The following is a 13,455-nucleotide window of genomic DNA, read 5'->3' as shown; positions in this document are numbered from 1 at the left end:
CCGTTCGGCCTGGCCCTGGCCCTGTTGATCATCGGCGGCGGCACGTTTCTGAATTACCTCCGGACCCGGCGGGAAAAGATGCTGTCGTTTCGGGTGCGGTTCAATTCCCGGCTCGGATTCGATCCGCCGGACGCCGGTAACGTCGTGCGGCTGATCGGGCCGGACCGCACCGAGATCCCGGACCCGGGCATGGTGGTCGCGCGCATCAAGAACGTGGGCCGCACGTCCATCACCGAGCACGACTACGTGCACCAGCTCGGGCTGACGTTCCCGGGCAACACGCGCCGGCTGGTCACCGTGGACGTCACCGAGGCCCGGCCGCCGGACCTGCAGGATCTGCTCACCGGCCGCGGCTTCGAGGTCCGGGACAACAAGATCATCCTGCCGAAGGTGCACCTCAACCCGGGCAGCGAGTTCAAGCTGGTGGCGCTGCTGGAGCACACCAGCGGCGAGGGCAAGCCGGAGGTGCAGACCAACGGCATCCTGCGCAACGGCCGGATCTTCCTGGACAGCGACGGCCGGCGGCTGCGGCGCAGCACCATCATCGGCGGCGCGCTGACCACGCTGCTGGCCGGCGCGCTGGTCGCGGTGCTGCTGATCAACAGCCAGGGGCCGGACATCCCACCCGGGCCGACGTGCGCGACCGGCACGCTCACCGTCACCGGTTCCAGCGTGTTCACCGGCGTGGCGGAGCAGTTGGCGCAGCGGTACATGGCGAACTGCCCGGGCTCCACGATCACGGTGGACGGCTCCACCAGCGTCGAGGGCCTGGCCGGGCTGAAGAACGCGCCACCGGAGGAGCGGTTGAAGCTGCTCACGCTGGCGGAGGGGCGGTTCGACGGCAGCCCCGAGTTCCAGAACCTGGAGATCGCGGCCACGCTGGCGATCGTGTCGTACACGTTCGTCCTGCACCCGGGCGTGCCGGTGAGGGAGCTCTCGCGTACCGAGCTCAAGAAGATCTTCCTGGGCCAGACCACCAACTGGAACCAGGTCCAGGTGGAGGACGGCGTAACCCTGCCGGACCTGCCGATCCGCGTCGTCGGCCGGCGGAACACCTCGGGCAGCCGCCTCGTCATCGAGAAGCAGCTGCTCGACGGCGAGCCGGCGCCGCAGATCACGTCCGACACCTGCGAGGCCCGCCGGGCCGGGCTCGGTGCGACCGGCCCGATCCTCTGCGAGCAGGACGGCACCAGCGACGTCGTCACCGCGGTCAACCGCTACCCGGGCGCGATCGGCTACGTCGACCTGCCCAGCGCGGTCACGGCCGGGACGTCCGTGGCCCAGATCAAGGTGGGCGGGCACGGCGCTACGCTCGAGGACATCGAGAGCGGCTACCAGTTCTGGACGGTGGAGTACCTGTACAGCTACGGCCCGACGACCGAGACCGATCCGCTGACCCGCTCGTTCGCCACGTTCATGACCAGCCCGGAGGCGATGGGCGCGATCGGCGGCCTGCGGCACATCCCGTGCGTGCAGGCCAACCTCCAGCCGGAGCAGCTGTGCGACCAGGGGACGTGACCGATCCGCTGGCGGTCGCCGGCGAACTCGTGGCGCTGCGCTTCCCGGACGCCACATGGGCGCTGCTCGCGGGCAGCGTCCTCGGCCCGCACCGCACCGCCGGGTCCGATCTGGACATCGTGGTGATGCGGGAGCACGGGCCGGGCTTCCGGGAGAGCCTGCGCTTCCGCGGCTGGCCGGTGGAGCTGTTCGTGCACACGCCGGAACGGCTGGACCGCTTCCTGGCGAACGACCTGGCGATCCGCAAACCGAGCACGCACCGGATGCTGGCGTGGGGCGTACCGCTGGTGGGCGACCCCGGCGAGTGGGCGGCGCGGTGCGCGCGCGTGCTCGCCGACGGACCGCCGCCGCTGACCGGGGCGGAGCGGGACCGGACCCGGTACCGGCTGACCGACCTGCTCGACGACCACACGCACGCGACCGATCCGGGCGAGCGCGCCGCCGTCGCCGCGACGCTGTGGCTGGACGCCGGGCAGGCCGCGCTCGCGTTCGCCGGGCGCTGGATCAGCACCGCGAAGTGGCTGCTGCGGGACCTGCGGGCGTACGATCCGGACCTCGCGGACCGCTGGCTGGCGGCCCGCGACGACCCGGGCGCGTTCACCGCCGAGGTCCTGGCGACGGCCGGCGGCCCGCTGTTCGAGGGCTACCGCGCCTGAGGCATCGGAGCCGATCCGGCACGGTACGCGGCCGGCGGCCCGGCATACCCGTGGGCGGACGGGGCCGCCGAGGTCAGCGGCGTGGATGCGGCGTGCCGGTGAGGCGGTGCAGGGCGAGGCGGGCGATCGGCAGGTAGAGCAGCACGGCCGGCGCGAAACCGCGCACGGTCAGCGCGGTGCGGGTCCCCGGACCGGCCGGCTCCACGGTGTGCTGCAGGTGCAGGGGTACGCCGAGCGCGCGGACCGACCAGGACCAGCCGCGGATCGGGCCGGTGCCGTCGACGTGCAGGATGCGGAAGCGCACGCGCAGGCCGGCCGGGCCGTGCACGGTCCCGGTGGTGTCCGGGGCGAGCGTCTCCGCCGGGTAGCGCACGGACCGGATCTGCGGGGACCACTCCGGCCACCGCCGGGGACGGACGTAGCGGTCCCACACGTCGTCGGCGGACCGCGGGCCGTGCACCGTGATCGTGCGGTGCACGGCCGGACGCGACAACAGCATCACGCGACAGCCGCCGGCCGCGGCGGTGAGACCGCGCCGCCGCGGCGGTCGCGCGGGTCCGTGGTGACCACGGCGGGACCGGCTCCGACGCGGCGTCGGAGCGGCGGCGGAGACGCCGCGAGGTTGGCCCGCGGGAGCATGCGGACAGCACCACGCCGGGAGCGGGAATATCGGATTCCCGGGTCAGCGCGGTGCCCGCGCGAGCCCGCGGACCGCACCACGCCGGAAGCCGGACGATCGAGATGCGGTGCCCGCGGGCACCGGCCGGAAGCGGAGGTCAACGAGGTCAGGCCTTCAGCGCCGCCGACACCAGGCCGCGCGCCTCCTCCTGGATCCGGGCGAGGTGCTCGTCGCCCTTGAAGGACTCGGCGTAGATCTTGTAGACGTCCTCGGTGCCGGACGGGCGGGCGGCGAACCAGCCGTTCTCCGTGGTGACCTTCAGGCCGCCGATCGCGGCGCCGTTGCCGGGGGCCTCGGTGAGGGTGGCCGTGATCGGCTCGCCGGCGAGTTCGGTGGCGGTGACCTGGGACGGGGAGAGCTTGCCGAGCACGGCCTTCTCCTCGCGGGTGGCGGGCGCGTCGATGCGGGCGTAGGAGGGGGCACCGAAGCGCTCGACCAGCGCGGCATAGTGCTGGGACGGCGATTGCCCGGTGACGGCCTGGATCTCGGAGGCGAGCAGGCAGAGCAGGATGCCGTCCTTGTCCGTGGTCCACACGGAGCCGTCGCGGCGCAGGAAGGACGCGCCCGCGCTCTCCTCGCCGCCGAACGCGACCGAGCCGTCACGCAGCCCGGGGACGAACCACTTGAAGCCGACCGGCACCTCGAGCAGCCGGCGGTTCAGCGACGTGGCCACCCGGTCGATCATGGAGGAGGAGACGAGCGTCTTGCCGATCGCGGCCTCCGCCGGCCAGCCGTCGCGGGAGGAGTACAGGTACTGGATGGCGACCGCGAGGTAGTGGTTCGGGTTCAGCAGGCCGCCGTCCGGCGTGACGATGCCGTGCCGGTCCGCGTCCGCGTCGTTGCCGGTGGCGATCTGGAACGTGTCCCGCTTGCCGATCAGCGACGCCATCGCGTGCGGCGAGGAGCAGTCCATCCGGATCTTGCCGTCCCAGTCGAGCGTCATGAACCGCCAGGTCGGGTCCACCTCCGGGTTGACCACGGTGAGATCCAGGCCGTGCCGGGAGGCGATCTCGCCCCAGTAGTCCACGCTGGCGCCGCCGAGCGGGTCGGCGCCGATCCGCACGCCCGCGTTCCGGATCGCCTCGAGGTCCACCACCGACGGCAGATCGTCCACGTAGGACGCGAGGAAGTCGTACCTGCCGGTGGTCTCCGCGTTGACGGCCTGCGCGTACGGGATTCGGCGCACGCCCTTGAGACCGTCCGCGATGAGCGCGTTGGCCCGGCCCTGGATCCACTTGGTGGCGTCCGTGTCGGCCGGGCCGCCGTTCGGCGGGTTGTACTTGAAACCACCGTCCGCGGGCGGGTTGTGCGACGGCGTGACGACCACGCCGTCCGCCAGCCCGGCGCTCTTGCCGCGGTTCGCCGTGAGGATCGCGTGCGAGAGCGCGGGCGTGGGCGTGAACCCGTCCCGGCTGTCCAGCAGCACGGTCACGCCGTTCGCCGCGAACACCTCGACCGCGCTGACCGTGGCCGGCTCCGACAGCGCGTGCGTGTCCCGCCCGATGAACAGCGGCCCGTCGACGCCCTGGCCCGCCCGGTACTCACAGATCGCCTGGCTGATCGCCACGATGTGGTCCTCGTTGAACGCCGACCTCAGCGAGGACCCGCGGTGCCCGGACGTGCCGAACGCCACCTGCTGCGCCGGATCGCTCACGTCCGGATGCCGCTCCCGGTAGGCGCCGAGCAGCTCGGCGACATCGATCAGGTCGCCCGGCTGCGCGGGCTGGCCGGCACGGGGGTGAACGGACACGGCGGTCTCCTCGAGGTGTTCGGCGTCTCGCCCCCGACCCTAATGTCCACTCGCCGACTCCGCCCGCGACACCCCCAAGATCACTGGATCACCGGACCCACGATCGATCTGCCCGCTTCCGGCACCGAGCCGACCCGGGGACGGCCCCGGACCCCGATGTTCCCGCTTCCGGCGTGGTCGCGGTCCGCATGCTCCCGCGGGCCAACCTCGCGGCGTCTCCGCCGCCGCTCCGACGCCGCGTCGGAGCCGGTTCCCGGGTGGTCACCACAGAACCGCGCGAGATCCGTGGCGGGGCGCGGGCGCCGCGCGGCCGCGGATCAGGCGGGCTTGCGGGCGAGGAGGAGGCAGCTTCGGGGGACGCCGTCGCGGCGGTGGCCGAGGGACGGCAGATCGATCGACTCGACCGTGAAGCCGGCCGCGACCAGGTCGGCGCCGACGGCGGGCGGGTGCATGATCCGGTAGTACATGACGAACGGTGGCCGCCACACCGCGTTGCGCACGCGCATCACCGCGTCGAAGCCGAGCAGCACCCAGTACGCCGGCGCGGTCGGCGGGGGTGGCGTGCCCATCGGCAGCGCGAAGACGCCGCCGGGGCGCAGTGCCCGGAACACGCCCCGGAACAGCGCGGGCCGTTCGGCGGGCAGGAAGTGGCCGAGCGCGCCGAACGTCACCGCGAGATCGAACGCGGCGTCGAACGGCAGGTCGCGGGCGTCCGCGCGGACGAGTTCCGCGCCCGGGTGCGCGGCGCGCGCCTGGTCGAGCATGCCGGCGCTGAAGTCCACGCCGGTAACCCGGTCCGTGCACAGCCGCTCCAGCACGCCGAGGCCCGCGCCGGTGCCGCAGCAGACGTCGAGCCCGGCGCGGAACGGCCCCCGCGCGGCCAGTGCGTCCGCGGTGGCGCCGAGCCACTCGTCCGGCGTACGGAACGGGGTGTGGTCGAACTTCGGGGCGAGCAGGTCGTACCCGCGCTCGACGGAGGACAGCGCCTGCACGGTCAGCTCACGCAGCGAGGGTCCCTGAGGCGAGAACATCGGCCGAGGGTACCCGCTCCCGGCGTACGAATCCGGTTGTTCCGCCGCCGGGCCCGGGCGACCATGGTCGGCATGGCGGGCGACCGGTCACCACTGCAGGGTGGCGTGCTGCGCCCCGCGGCCACCGCGACCGGGCCGGTGGTGGAGATCGCCTGCGACGAGTCCGGCTTCTCCGGCACGAACCTGCTGCACCCCACCATGCCCGTGATCACACACGCGAGCGTCGGCCTCGGCCCGGACGAGGCGGTCGACGTGATCACCACGCTGCGCGCCCGGTTCGGGCTGTCACCGCACGAGCTGAAGTCCGGCCGGCTGCTGCGCCGCCCGCACGCGGCCGACGCCCAGCGGTGGCTGCTGACCGCGCTGCGCGGGCGGGCCCACGTGCACGTGGTGGACAAGGAGCTGTTCCTGGCCACGCGCGTGGTCGATCTGTTGCTGGCCGAGCCGTCGTACACCGCGGGTACCCGCCTCGCCACCGCCACCCGCCCGGCCGCGCTCGCGCTGCACCGGGCCGGGCGCGCGGCCGGTGCGGACTGGACCGCGTTCCTGGCCGCGTTCGCCGAGCTGGCCCGGGGCAGGCGCCGGCCGCCGCGTACCGTCGAACGGTTCTTCCAGGCGCGGGACGCGCTGGCCCGGCACCCGGTCGGCGCGGAGGCCGGCGCGGTGCTGGACGCGCTCGACCCGGACCGGGTACGCGCGCTCCTCGCCCGCCTGGAGCGCGACGACCGGTCGATCCCGCCGCCGCTGGAGCCGCTGCTGCCCGCGCTCGCGGAGACCGTGCTGGCGTGGAGCGCCGGGCACCGCCGCGTCCTGGTCACCCACGACGAACAGAGCGCGCTCACCGCCGACCGGCTCGCCCGCCTCCAGCACGCGCTCGCCGACGACTCCGGCTGGTCCCCGTTCGCCGGTCTCACCATGGCCGACTCCCGCGACGACCCGCGCGTCCAACTCGCCGACCTCCTCGCCGGCATCGCCCGCCGCTCCCCGCCGCCGGCACCCGTTCGCCACCGATAGGTCCGGGGAACGACGATGCGGCCGGTCGCACCGGGCCGGCGCCGCTGCCCGGCGAGGTCCCCAGGGGACGGCCGGGCGCGGAGGTGATCGAGACGCGGCACCGCCCGCCGGGCCGTGTGGCCCGGCGGGCGGATGTCCGGCTCAGGCGGGGAAGACGACCTGTGCCGGGGCCGAGCGGCGTGTGGTGGTCCCGTCGCCGAGTTGGCCGCTCCAGTTGGCGCCCCAGCACCACAGCGTGCCGTCGGTACGCACGGCGCAGGTGTGGTAGCCGACCGCGAGCGCGTCGGTCCAGGTGGTGCCCGTGCCGACCCGGGTCGGCGTGGAGCGGTGCGCGGTGGTGCCGTCGCCGACCTGGCCCTGGCCGTTGTTGCCCCAGCACCACAGCGAACCGTCGGTGCGGCGGGCGCAGGTGGTGTCGAAGCCGACCGTCACGCCGGACCAGGTGGTGCCGGTGACCTGGATCGGTGCGGTCTGGTAGGGCACCGCGGAGCCGAGCTGGCCGTAGCCGTTCTCGCCCCAGCACCACAGCGAGCCGTCGGTGCGGGACGCGCAGGTGAACGTGTAGCCCGCGGTCACGGTCGTCCAGGTGGCCGCGGTGCCGACCTGCGCCGGGTTCGTGCGGTAGCCGAGGCTGCCGACGCCGAGCTGCCCGCTGGAGCTGTCACCCCAGCACCACAGCGTACGGTCGGTGCGGACGCCGCAGGTGTGCGCGAACCCGGTCGTGGCGCGCGCCCAGGTGGTGGCGGTGCCGACCTGCAGCGGCGCGGTCGCGACGTAGACCGAGGAGTCCTGGCCGAGCTGGTTGTGCCGGTTGAAGCCCCAGCACCACAGCGTGCCGTCGGTGCGGGTGGCGCAGGTGTGGCTGTCCGCCGCGGTGACGGTGGCCCAGGTGGCGGCGGTGCCGACCCGTACCGGGGAGGTCTGGGTCGTGGTCCCGCCGTCGCCGAGCTGGCCACGGAAGTTGTGTCCCCAGCACCACAGTGAGCGGTCGGTGCGGACGCCGCAGGTGTAGCTGGTGCCCGCGTCCACGCTGATCCAGGTGGCGTCGCCGACCCGGGCCGGGGCGGTGCGGTCCGTGGTGGTGCCGTCGCCGAGCTGGCCGAAGCCGTTGCCTCCCCAGCACCACAGCGAGCCGTCGCTGCCGAGCGCGCAGGTGTGCGCGTACCCGGCGGTGACGGCGGAGATCGCCGGCGGCGCCGCGGCCGCGGACGCCGCGACGGCCGGTCCCGGCGTGCCACTCAACGCCAGAACCGCGACGACGACGGCCGTCCACAGTGACATTCCTCGGTACTGATTCATGTGCAGCTCTCTCCCACAAACGTCGACGGTGCCGATGGGAGCGCTTCCAGGAGTATTGCATCGACCTCGGGCGATATCAACTCGGGACCGTCACTCGGCGTGGAAGGTGGCGTCGGCGAGGGCGGTGGTGCCGGAGACCGCCTGGACGTGGAGGAGGTTGCCGGCGTGCCGGAGGTAGCGGCCGGGGTAGTTGGCGGACTCGAACGAGACGCCGGCCGGATCGGCCAGGCCGGCGCGCTGGTGGAAGCTGGCGTCGCCGTTGAACGGCGCGGTGCCGTCGGCCCGCTCCACGAACAGCTCGAAGTTGCGGTGCCGCAGGTAGTAGCCGGGGAAGTTCGTCGACTCCAGCGAGACCGTGCCGGAGCCGGACAGGCCGGTCACCACGCGGAACTGGGAGTCGGCCAGCGTGGTCACGTTCGGCTCGAGGCGGGCCCGGTACTCCCAGTGCCGGATGTACGCGGTCGGCACGTTGTGCGAGCGCAGCCGGATCGGGTGCCGGCCGTCCGGGATCGGGATGCCGAAGTTCGGCGTGCCGTCCGCGTTCCAGTAGACCTTCTGCACGCGGGTGCGGCGGTTCGGGTCGTTGAGCGGGTCGCCGCTGATGTCCCGGTACGACCGGTCGTGGTAGACCATGATGTCGCTCTGCCCGTCCTCGGACACCGTGAACGAGTTGTGCCCCGGCCCGTACTGGCTGGTGTTGGCGTTGCTGGCGAACACCGGCGTCTGCGACTTGGTCCAGCTCGACGGGCTGAGCAGGTTCGCGCCGGCGGACGCGGTGAGCATGCCGAGGCAGTAGTTCGCGTCCGTGGCGCTGGCCGAGTAGGTCAGGAAGATCCGGCCGTTGCGCTGCAGCACCGCGGGCCCCTCGTTGACCTGATAACCGATCTTCTCCCAGGCCAGCGTGGGCGCGGAGATGCTGACCGCGGCCGACGACAGCGTCCACGGGTTCGACATGGTGGCGATGTAGAGGCTGGTGTTGCTGGCCGGCAGGTTGTTGTCGTGCTGCGCCCAGAGCAGGTAGCGGGTGCCGTTGTTGACGAACGTGGTGGCGTCCAGCGAGAAGCTCTGCCAGCCGGTCTGGAGCTGCCCCTTCTCCACCCAGGACGCGGTGAGCGGGTTCGCGCCGGTGCCCTCCAGCACGTACGGCCGGATCGCCCAGACGTCGTCGCCGCCGGCCGCGAAGTAGACGTACCACTTCCCGTCGATGTGGTGGATCTCCGGCGCCCAGATGTGCGCGCTCATCGGCCCGCTCGCATGCCGGGTCCAGATGGTCGTCTCCGGCGCCGTCGAGAGTCCCTGCAGCGTGGTGGCGCGGCGCAGGACGATCCGGTCGTACGCGGGGACGGTCGCGGTCAGGTAGTAGTAGCCGTCGGTGTGCTTCCACACGTGCGGGTCGGCGCGCTGCGCCGCGATCGGATTGGTGTACGACACGGCGGGCGCGGCACTCGCCGGCGCCCCCGGCCCGAGCACCGCGAGGCCCGAGGCCACCAGGACGGCGGCGGCCACGACCCTTCCAGCGGCACGTCTCATCACGATTCCATCCTTCCGGCAGGGAGCGGACATCATCGATGTCTCGTGATGCAGTGTTAGCGCTCACACGCCGCCGGTCAAGGGCACCCCGCGCGGGGTGCCCTCGACGACGTGATCAGAGCGTGCAGGTGGCGCCGGGCGCCGGGGTCCTCAGGTGGATCAGGTAGTCGGCGGCCACCCGGTTGACGCAGTCGCTGGCGCCGGAGGTGACGATGGTGTGGCCCTCGCCCTCGACCGTGAGCAGGCTGCTGCCGAGCGTCTCGGCGAGGCGGACACCGCCGGCGTGCGGGGTGGTGGGGTCGCCGGTGATGGAGACGACGAGCGTGCCGGGCAGGCCCTCGATGCCGACCGCGTACGGGTAGCCGAGCGTGGGCGCGGCCGGCCAGTGCTCGCAGCCGTCGCGGGCGCCGGTCAGCGGGGCGCCCGGGTCCATGAACGGCGCGGCGCGCAGGATCTCGGCGCGCAGCGCGTCGCCCTGCGCGACGGTCAGCCGCTCCTCGTCCATGCAGTTGATCGCGTAGTTGGCCTCGGGGAAGTTGGTCCAGGCGCCGTTGGCGTCCCGGCCGCCGAAGTCGTAGCCGAGCTGGGCCAGCTCGTCGCCGCGGCCGGCCTGGAGCTGGATGAGACCCTTGATGATGCGCGGCCACGCGGCCTCGGCGTAGAGGCCGGAGATCACGCCGCCGATCGCGTCGTCGAAGCGGAGCTCGCCGCCGAGCGCCGGGACCGGCGTCTCGTACAGCGGCTGGACGATCCTCTGGAATTCGGTGGTGGCCCGGGCCGGGTCGGTGCCGAGCGGGCAGCCCTGCCGGGTGGCGCAGGACGCGGCCATCCGGTCGAAGGCGGCCTGGAAGCCGGCGAACGCGGCCACCCGGCGCGCGGCCGTGCCCTGGTGCGGGTCGATGCCGCCGTCGAGCAGCATCGCGCGGACGCGGTCCGGGAACTGCTCGGCGTAGACCGCGCCGAGCCGGGTGCCGTAGCTCTGGCCGAGGAACGTCAGCTTCTCGTCGCCGAGCGCGGCGCGGACCCGGTCCAGGTCGCGGGCCGCGTCCCGGGTGCCGAGGCGGGTGAGCACGCCCACCCCGCCGGAGCCGGCCGCGCACCGGTCGAGCAGCGCACGGGTGTCCTCCGGCGTCCAGCTCACCGTGGTGCCGATCGCGGTGGCCGGGACGGCGTTGCGGTCGGCCTCCGCGTCGGTGTAGCAGTCGACCGCGGGCACGGACGCGCCGACGCCGCGCGGGTCCACACCGATCAGGTCGAACCGGTCGAGCAGCGGGCTCCTGCCGTCCAGTTGCAGTGCGGTGGTGGCGGCGCCGAAGAGGCCGGAGCCGCCGGGGCCGCCCGGGTTCAGCACCAGCGAACCCAGCGACTCGCCGCGCGCGGGGATGCGGGACACCGCGAGCCGGATGGTCCCGCCGCCGGGGTTCGCATGGTCGAGCGGCACCTCGATCCGGGCGCACCGCATGGCGGGCAGCAGCCCGTACACCGTGGTCTCGGTCGCGGTCCGGGCGTAGCCGGCGCACTCCTCCCAGGCCGGCCCGGGTTCCTGGACGGCGCCGCCGCCGCAGCCGATCAGCAGCGACGCGGCGGCGATTCCGGTCATCACACGCGTGATAGTGGACATGCCATCGATCACACCAGCGGGCGCGCGCGTCGATCAGCGCCGTCACGTCACCGGGACATGTGACGCGGCGTCACTGGCGATGGGGAAGAATCGGCGCCGTGACCGCACGCCTGCTGCTCAGCACGCCCGCGCCGGACGACCTGGACGAGCTGTTCGGGCTCTACAGTGACCCGCGGGTCTGGGCGGCCGATCCGCTGGCCCGGCACGACAGCCCGGAACAGACCGCGCGCATGCTCGACGTGTGGCGGCGCGCGTGGGAGCGTGACGGGCACGGCATGTGGGTGGCGCGCCGGGCGGACGGCACGTTCGTCGGCATCGGCGGCTGCTTCATCCGGTACGGCGTGGCGTGGAACCTCGGATTCCGGCTGCTCCCCCGCTTCTGGGGCCACGGGTACGCGCAGGAGCTCGCCGCGGCCGCGCGCGAGACCGCCACGGCGCGGCGCCCCGACCTGGCGATGACCGCGTACCTGCTGGAGGGCAACGACCGTTCCCGGCGCACGGTCGAGCGCGCCGGGCTGCACCGGGTGTGGCGCGGCCCGGACGCGGGCAACCCCGACCCGGACGCGATCCGCCTGCTCTACGCGGACCGCGCCCTCGACGACGACGTGATCCGGGCCCTCACCGACTACTGACGAGCACCCGCTCCATCAGCGCGACCGCGCGCCGCTCCGGCGTGCTGCCGTCGGACAGCTCGTCGCGCAGCTCGCGGGCGCGGGCCGCGTACGACGGGTTGGCCAGCACCCGGCGGACGCCGTCCCGGATCCGGCTCGCGGCCGGCGTCTGGGTGCGCAGGTTGACGCCCACGCCGGACCAGGCCACCCGTGCGGTCGTCTCCGGCTTGTCCTCGGTCCGGCCGGCCACCACCATCGGCAGCCCGTGCGCGAGCGCGAGCTGGATGGTGCCGTACCCGCCGTTGGTGACCACCACGGACGCGTGCGGGAACAGCTCGGAGAACGGGATGAACGACGCCGCCCGCGCGTTGCCCGGCAGCGGGCCCAGCACGGCCGGGTCCGCGCCGCCGGTCACGGCCACCACCAGCAGGTCACCGTCGCCGGCGAGCCCGCTCAGCGCGGGGCGCAGCAGCTCGGCCGGGTCGGTCGCGATCGTGCCCTGGGAGACCACGACCACCCGCCGGTCGCCCGCGGTGACCTCCGGCCACCAGGACGGCGGCGCGAACGGTGTGGACGGCGGCAGCGCGGCCGGGTGCCCGACGAAGTGCACGTGGTCCGGCAGGTCGGTGCGCGGGTACTCGAACCCGGGCGTGGACAGCTGCAGGAACAGCGCGACGTCGTGGTCGCCCTCCAGCGCGGTACGCCCGGCCGGCGGCAGCCCGAGCGCGACCCGCTGCGCGTCGACCTGCGCGACGCTCGGCGCGAACACGGTGCGCCGCACCAGCGCGGCCAGCGCCCGGTCGCGCAGCCGGCCGAGCGGGCCGCCCATCGGCGCCAGGCCCAGCCCGAACGGCGGCAGGTCGCGGCTGGGCAGCCCGAGCGGGCTGATGCCGTAGTGGACGACCGGCGGCCCGCCCAGCTCGCGCAGCGCCGTGGCCGCGCCGAACGGCGGGTCCGCGACCAGCACGTCGGCCGGCTCCTCGGCCAGCATCCCCTGGAGGTGCCGCACGTGCGTGGCGATCGGCGCGACGAAGTAGTTGGCGATGTCCCACTGGAGCTTCCGCAGGCCGGTCAGCGCGGCCCGCTCCGGCCAGCGTTCGTCCGGCGTCAGGCCGCTCCAGTCGACCTCCGCCGGCACCGGCGTGAACGCGGCGCCGGCACGGGTGACCGCCCGCTCGAACTCGCGGCCGGTGGTGAAGCGCACCTCGTGCCCCGCGTCGATCAGCGCGCGGACCAGGGGGAGCGCCGGGGTGACGTGGCCGGCCGCGGGCGTCGCGGCGAACAGGAACCGTGCCATGGCGAATGAACCTCCTCAACAGACCACCGGTGTACGGCGCGCCGCTCGACAGCCGATATACCACCGATCAACGCGGTACGGTACCGAGGTGGAACCCGTCTCCGGCGCCGCCCTGGCCGCCACCGTCGTCCCGCTCGCCACCGGCGCGGCGGGTGAGCCCGGCGCCGCCGCCTGGGCCGCGCTGGCCGAGTTCGCCGCCCGGCACGACGTGGCCGGCCGCGAGCTGGACGCGGTCGAGGACCTGCCCGGCGACCCGGCCCGGGTGGCCGCGTTCACCGAGGTGCTGACCGCGCTCGCGGACCGCGATCCGCAGGCCGCCGCGTGGCTCGGCACCTGGCTGGCCGAGGCGGACCGGATCGTCGACGTGCCGCACCTGCCGCAGACCGCCACCGACCCGGTGCACGGCAGCGTCACCCAGCCGGACGCCGATCCCCGCTAGCATGCGGCCG

General features: G+C 74.0%; 12 protein-coding genes. 5 read left to right on the top strand and 7 right to left on the bottom strand.

The features are described from left to right. Positions 1-93: 93 nt before the first annotated feature. On the top strand, positions 94-1,518 hold the full coding sequence (locus J2S41_RS13365; RefSeq protein WP_310367418.1) for a PstS family phosphate ABC transporter substrate-binding protein: 1,425 nt from the start codon (positions 94-96) through the stop codon (positions 1,516-1,518). Continuing rightward, positions 1,515-2,174 (top strand): nucleotidyltransferase domain-containing protein, encoded by a 660-nt coding sequence (locus J2S41_RS13360; protein WP_310367415.1) that lies wholly within the window; start codon positions 1,515-1,517, stop codon positions 2,172-2,174. The genes J2S41_RS13365 and J2S41_RS13360 overlap by 4 nt, the downstream gene beginning before the upstream one ends. 73 nt (positions 2,175-2,247) lie before the next feature. Here J2S41_RS13360 and J2S41_RS13355 read toward each other — a convergent pair whose 3' ends face one another. The 3 genes from J2S41_RS13355 to J2S41_RS13345 all read right to left on the bottom strand — a co-directional run bounded on the left by J2S41_RS13355 (position 2,248) and on the right by J2S41_RS13345 (position 5,634). Then, positions 2,248-2,673, bottom strand: coding sequence for an SRPBCC family protein (locus J2S41_RS13355; RefSeq protein WP_310367413.1), 426 nt, complete (start codon positions 2,671-2,673; stop codon positions 2,248-2,250). A 286-nt stretch (positions 2,674-2,959) separates the two neighbouring features. Next, positions 2,960-4,603 carry a phosphoglucomutase (alpha-D-glucose-1,6-bisphosphate-dependent) gene (gene pgm, locus J2S41_RS13350; RefSeq protein WP_310367410.1) on the bottom strand — a complete coding sequence of 548 codons (1,644 nt, stop codon included), beginning with the start codon at positions 4,601-4,603 and terminating at the stop codon, positions 2,960-2,962. Between the two features lie 317 nt (positions 4,604-4,920). Beyond that, the gene (locus J2S41_RS13345) at positions 4,921-5,634 is read right to left on the bottom strand and encodes a class I SAM-dependent methyltransferase (RefSeq protein WP_310367408.1); all 714 of its coding nucleotides are present in this window, start codon (positions 5,632-5,634) and stop codon (positions 4,921-4,923) included. 72 nt (positions 5,635-5,706) lie between these two features. Between J2S41_RS13345 and J2S41_RS13340 the strand changes: the two genes are divergently transcribed. Next, positions 5,707-6,648 carry a hypothetical protein gene (locus J2S41_RS13340; protein WP_310367407.1) on the top strand — a complete coding sequence of 314 codons (942 nt, stop codon included), beginning with the start codon at positions 5,707-5,709 and terminating at the stop codon, positions 6,646-6,648. 141 nt (positions 6,649-6,789) lie between these two features. Here J2S41_RS13340 and J2S41_RS13335 read toward each other — a convergent pair whose 3' ends face one another. From J2S41_RS13335 to J2S41_RS13325, 3 genes are all read right to left on the bottom strand, one after another. Then, positions 6,790-7,947 (bottom strand): RCC1 domain-containing protein, encoded by a 1,158-nt coding sequence (locus J2S41_RS13335; RefSeq protein WP_310367405.1) that lies wholly within the window; start codon positions 7,945-7,947, stop codon positions 6,790-6,792. Positions 7,948-8,037: 90 nt separating this feature from the next. Then, complete coding sequence (locus J2S41_RS13330) at positions 8,038-9,477, bottom strand: family 43 glycosylhydrolase (RefSeq protein ID WP_310376368.1); 1,440 nt, start codon at positions 9,475-9,477, stop codon at positions 8,038-8,040. 115 nt (positions 9,478-9,592) lie between these two features. After that, complete coding sequence (locus tag J2S41_RS13325; protein ID WP_310367402.1) at positions 9,593-11,077, bottom strand: alpha/beta hydrolase; 1,485 nt, start codon at positions 11,075-11,077, stop codon at positions 9,593-9,595. 119 nt (positions 11,078-11,196) lie between these two features. On the opposite strand from J2S41_RS13325, the gene J2S41_RS13320 reads away from it, so the two are divergent. After that, positions 11,197-11,730, top strand: coding sequence for a GNAT family N-acetyltransferase (locus J2S41_RS13320; RefSeq protein ID WP_310367399.1), 534 nt, complete (start codon positions 11,197-11,199; stop codon positions 11,728-11,730). Here J2S41_RS13320 and J2S41_RS13315 read toward each other — a convergent pair. Then, positions 11,717-13,006: a glycosyltransferase gene (locus J2S41_RS13315; protein ID WP_310367398.1), complete on the bottom strand. Its 1,290-nt coding sequence runs from the start codon at positions 13,004-13,006 to the stop codon at positions 11,717-11,719. The two genes, J2S41_RS13320 and J2S41_RS13315, sit on opposite strands and share 14 nt — an antisense overlap. Before the next feature lie 88 nt (positions 13,007-13,094). Between J2S41_RS13315 and J2S41_RS13310 the strand changes: the two genes are divergently transcribed. After that, on the top strand, positions 13,095-13,445 hold the full coding sequence (locus J2S41_RS13310; RefSeq protein WP_310367395.1) for a hypothetical protein: 351 nt from the start codon (positions 13,095-13,097) through the stop codon (positions 13,443-13,445). Positions 13,446-13,455: the final 10 nt, after the last annotated feature.

It is taken from the genome of Catenuloplanes atrovinosus (genome assembly GCF_031458235.1).
Lineage (GTDB): Bacteria > Actinomycetota > Actinomycetes > Mycobacteriales > Micromonosporaceae > Catenuloplanes > Catenuloplanes atrovinosus.
The sequence above is the reverse complement of the archived record's forward strand: the minus strand, read 5'-3'. Positions and strand labels throughout refer to the sequence as shown.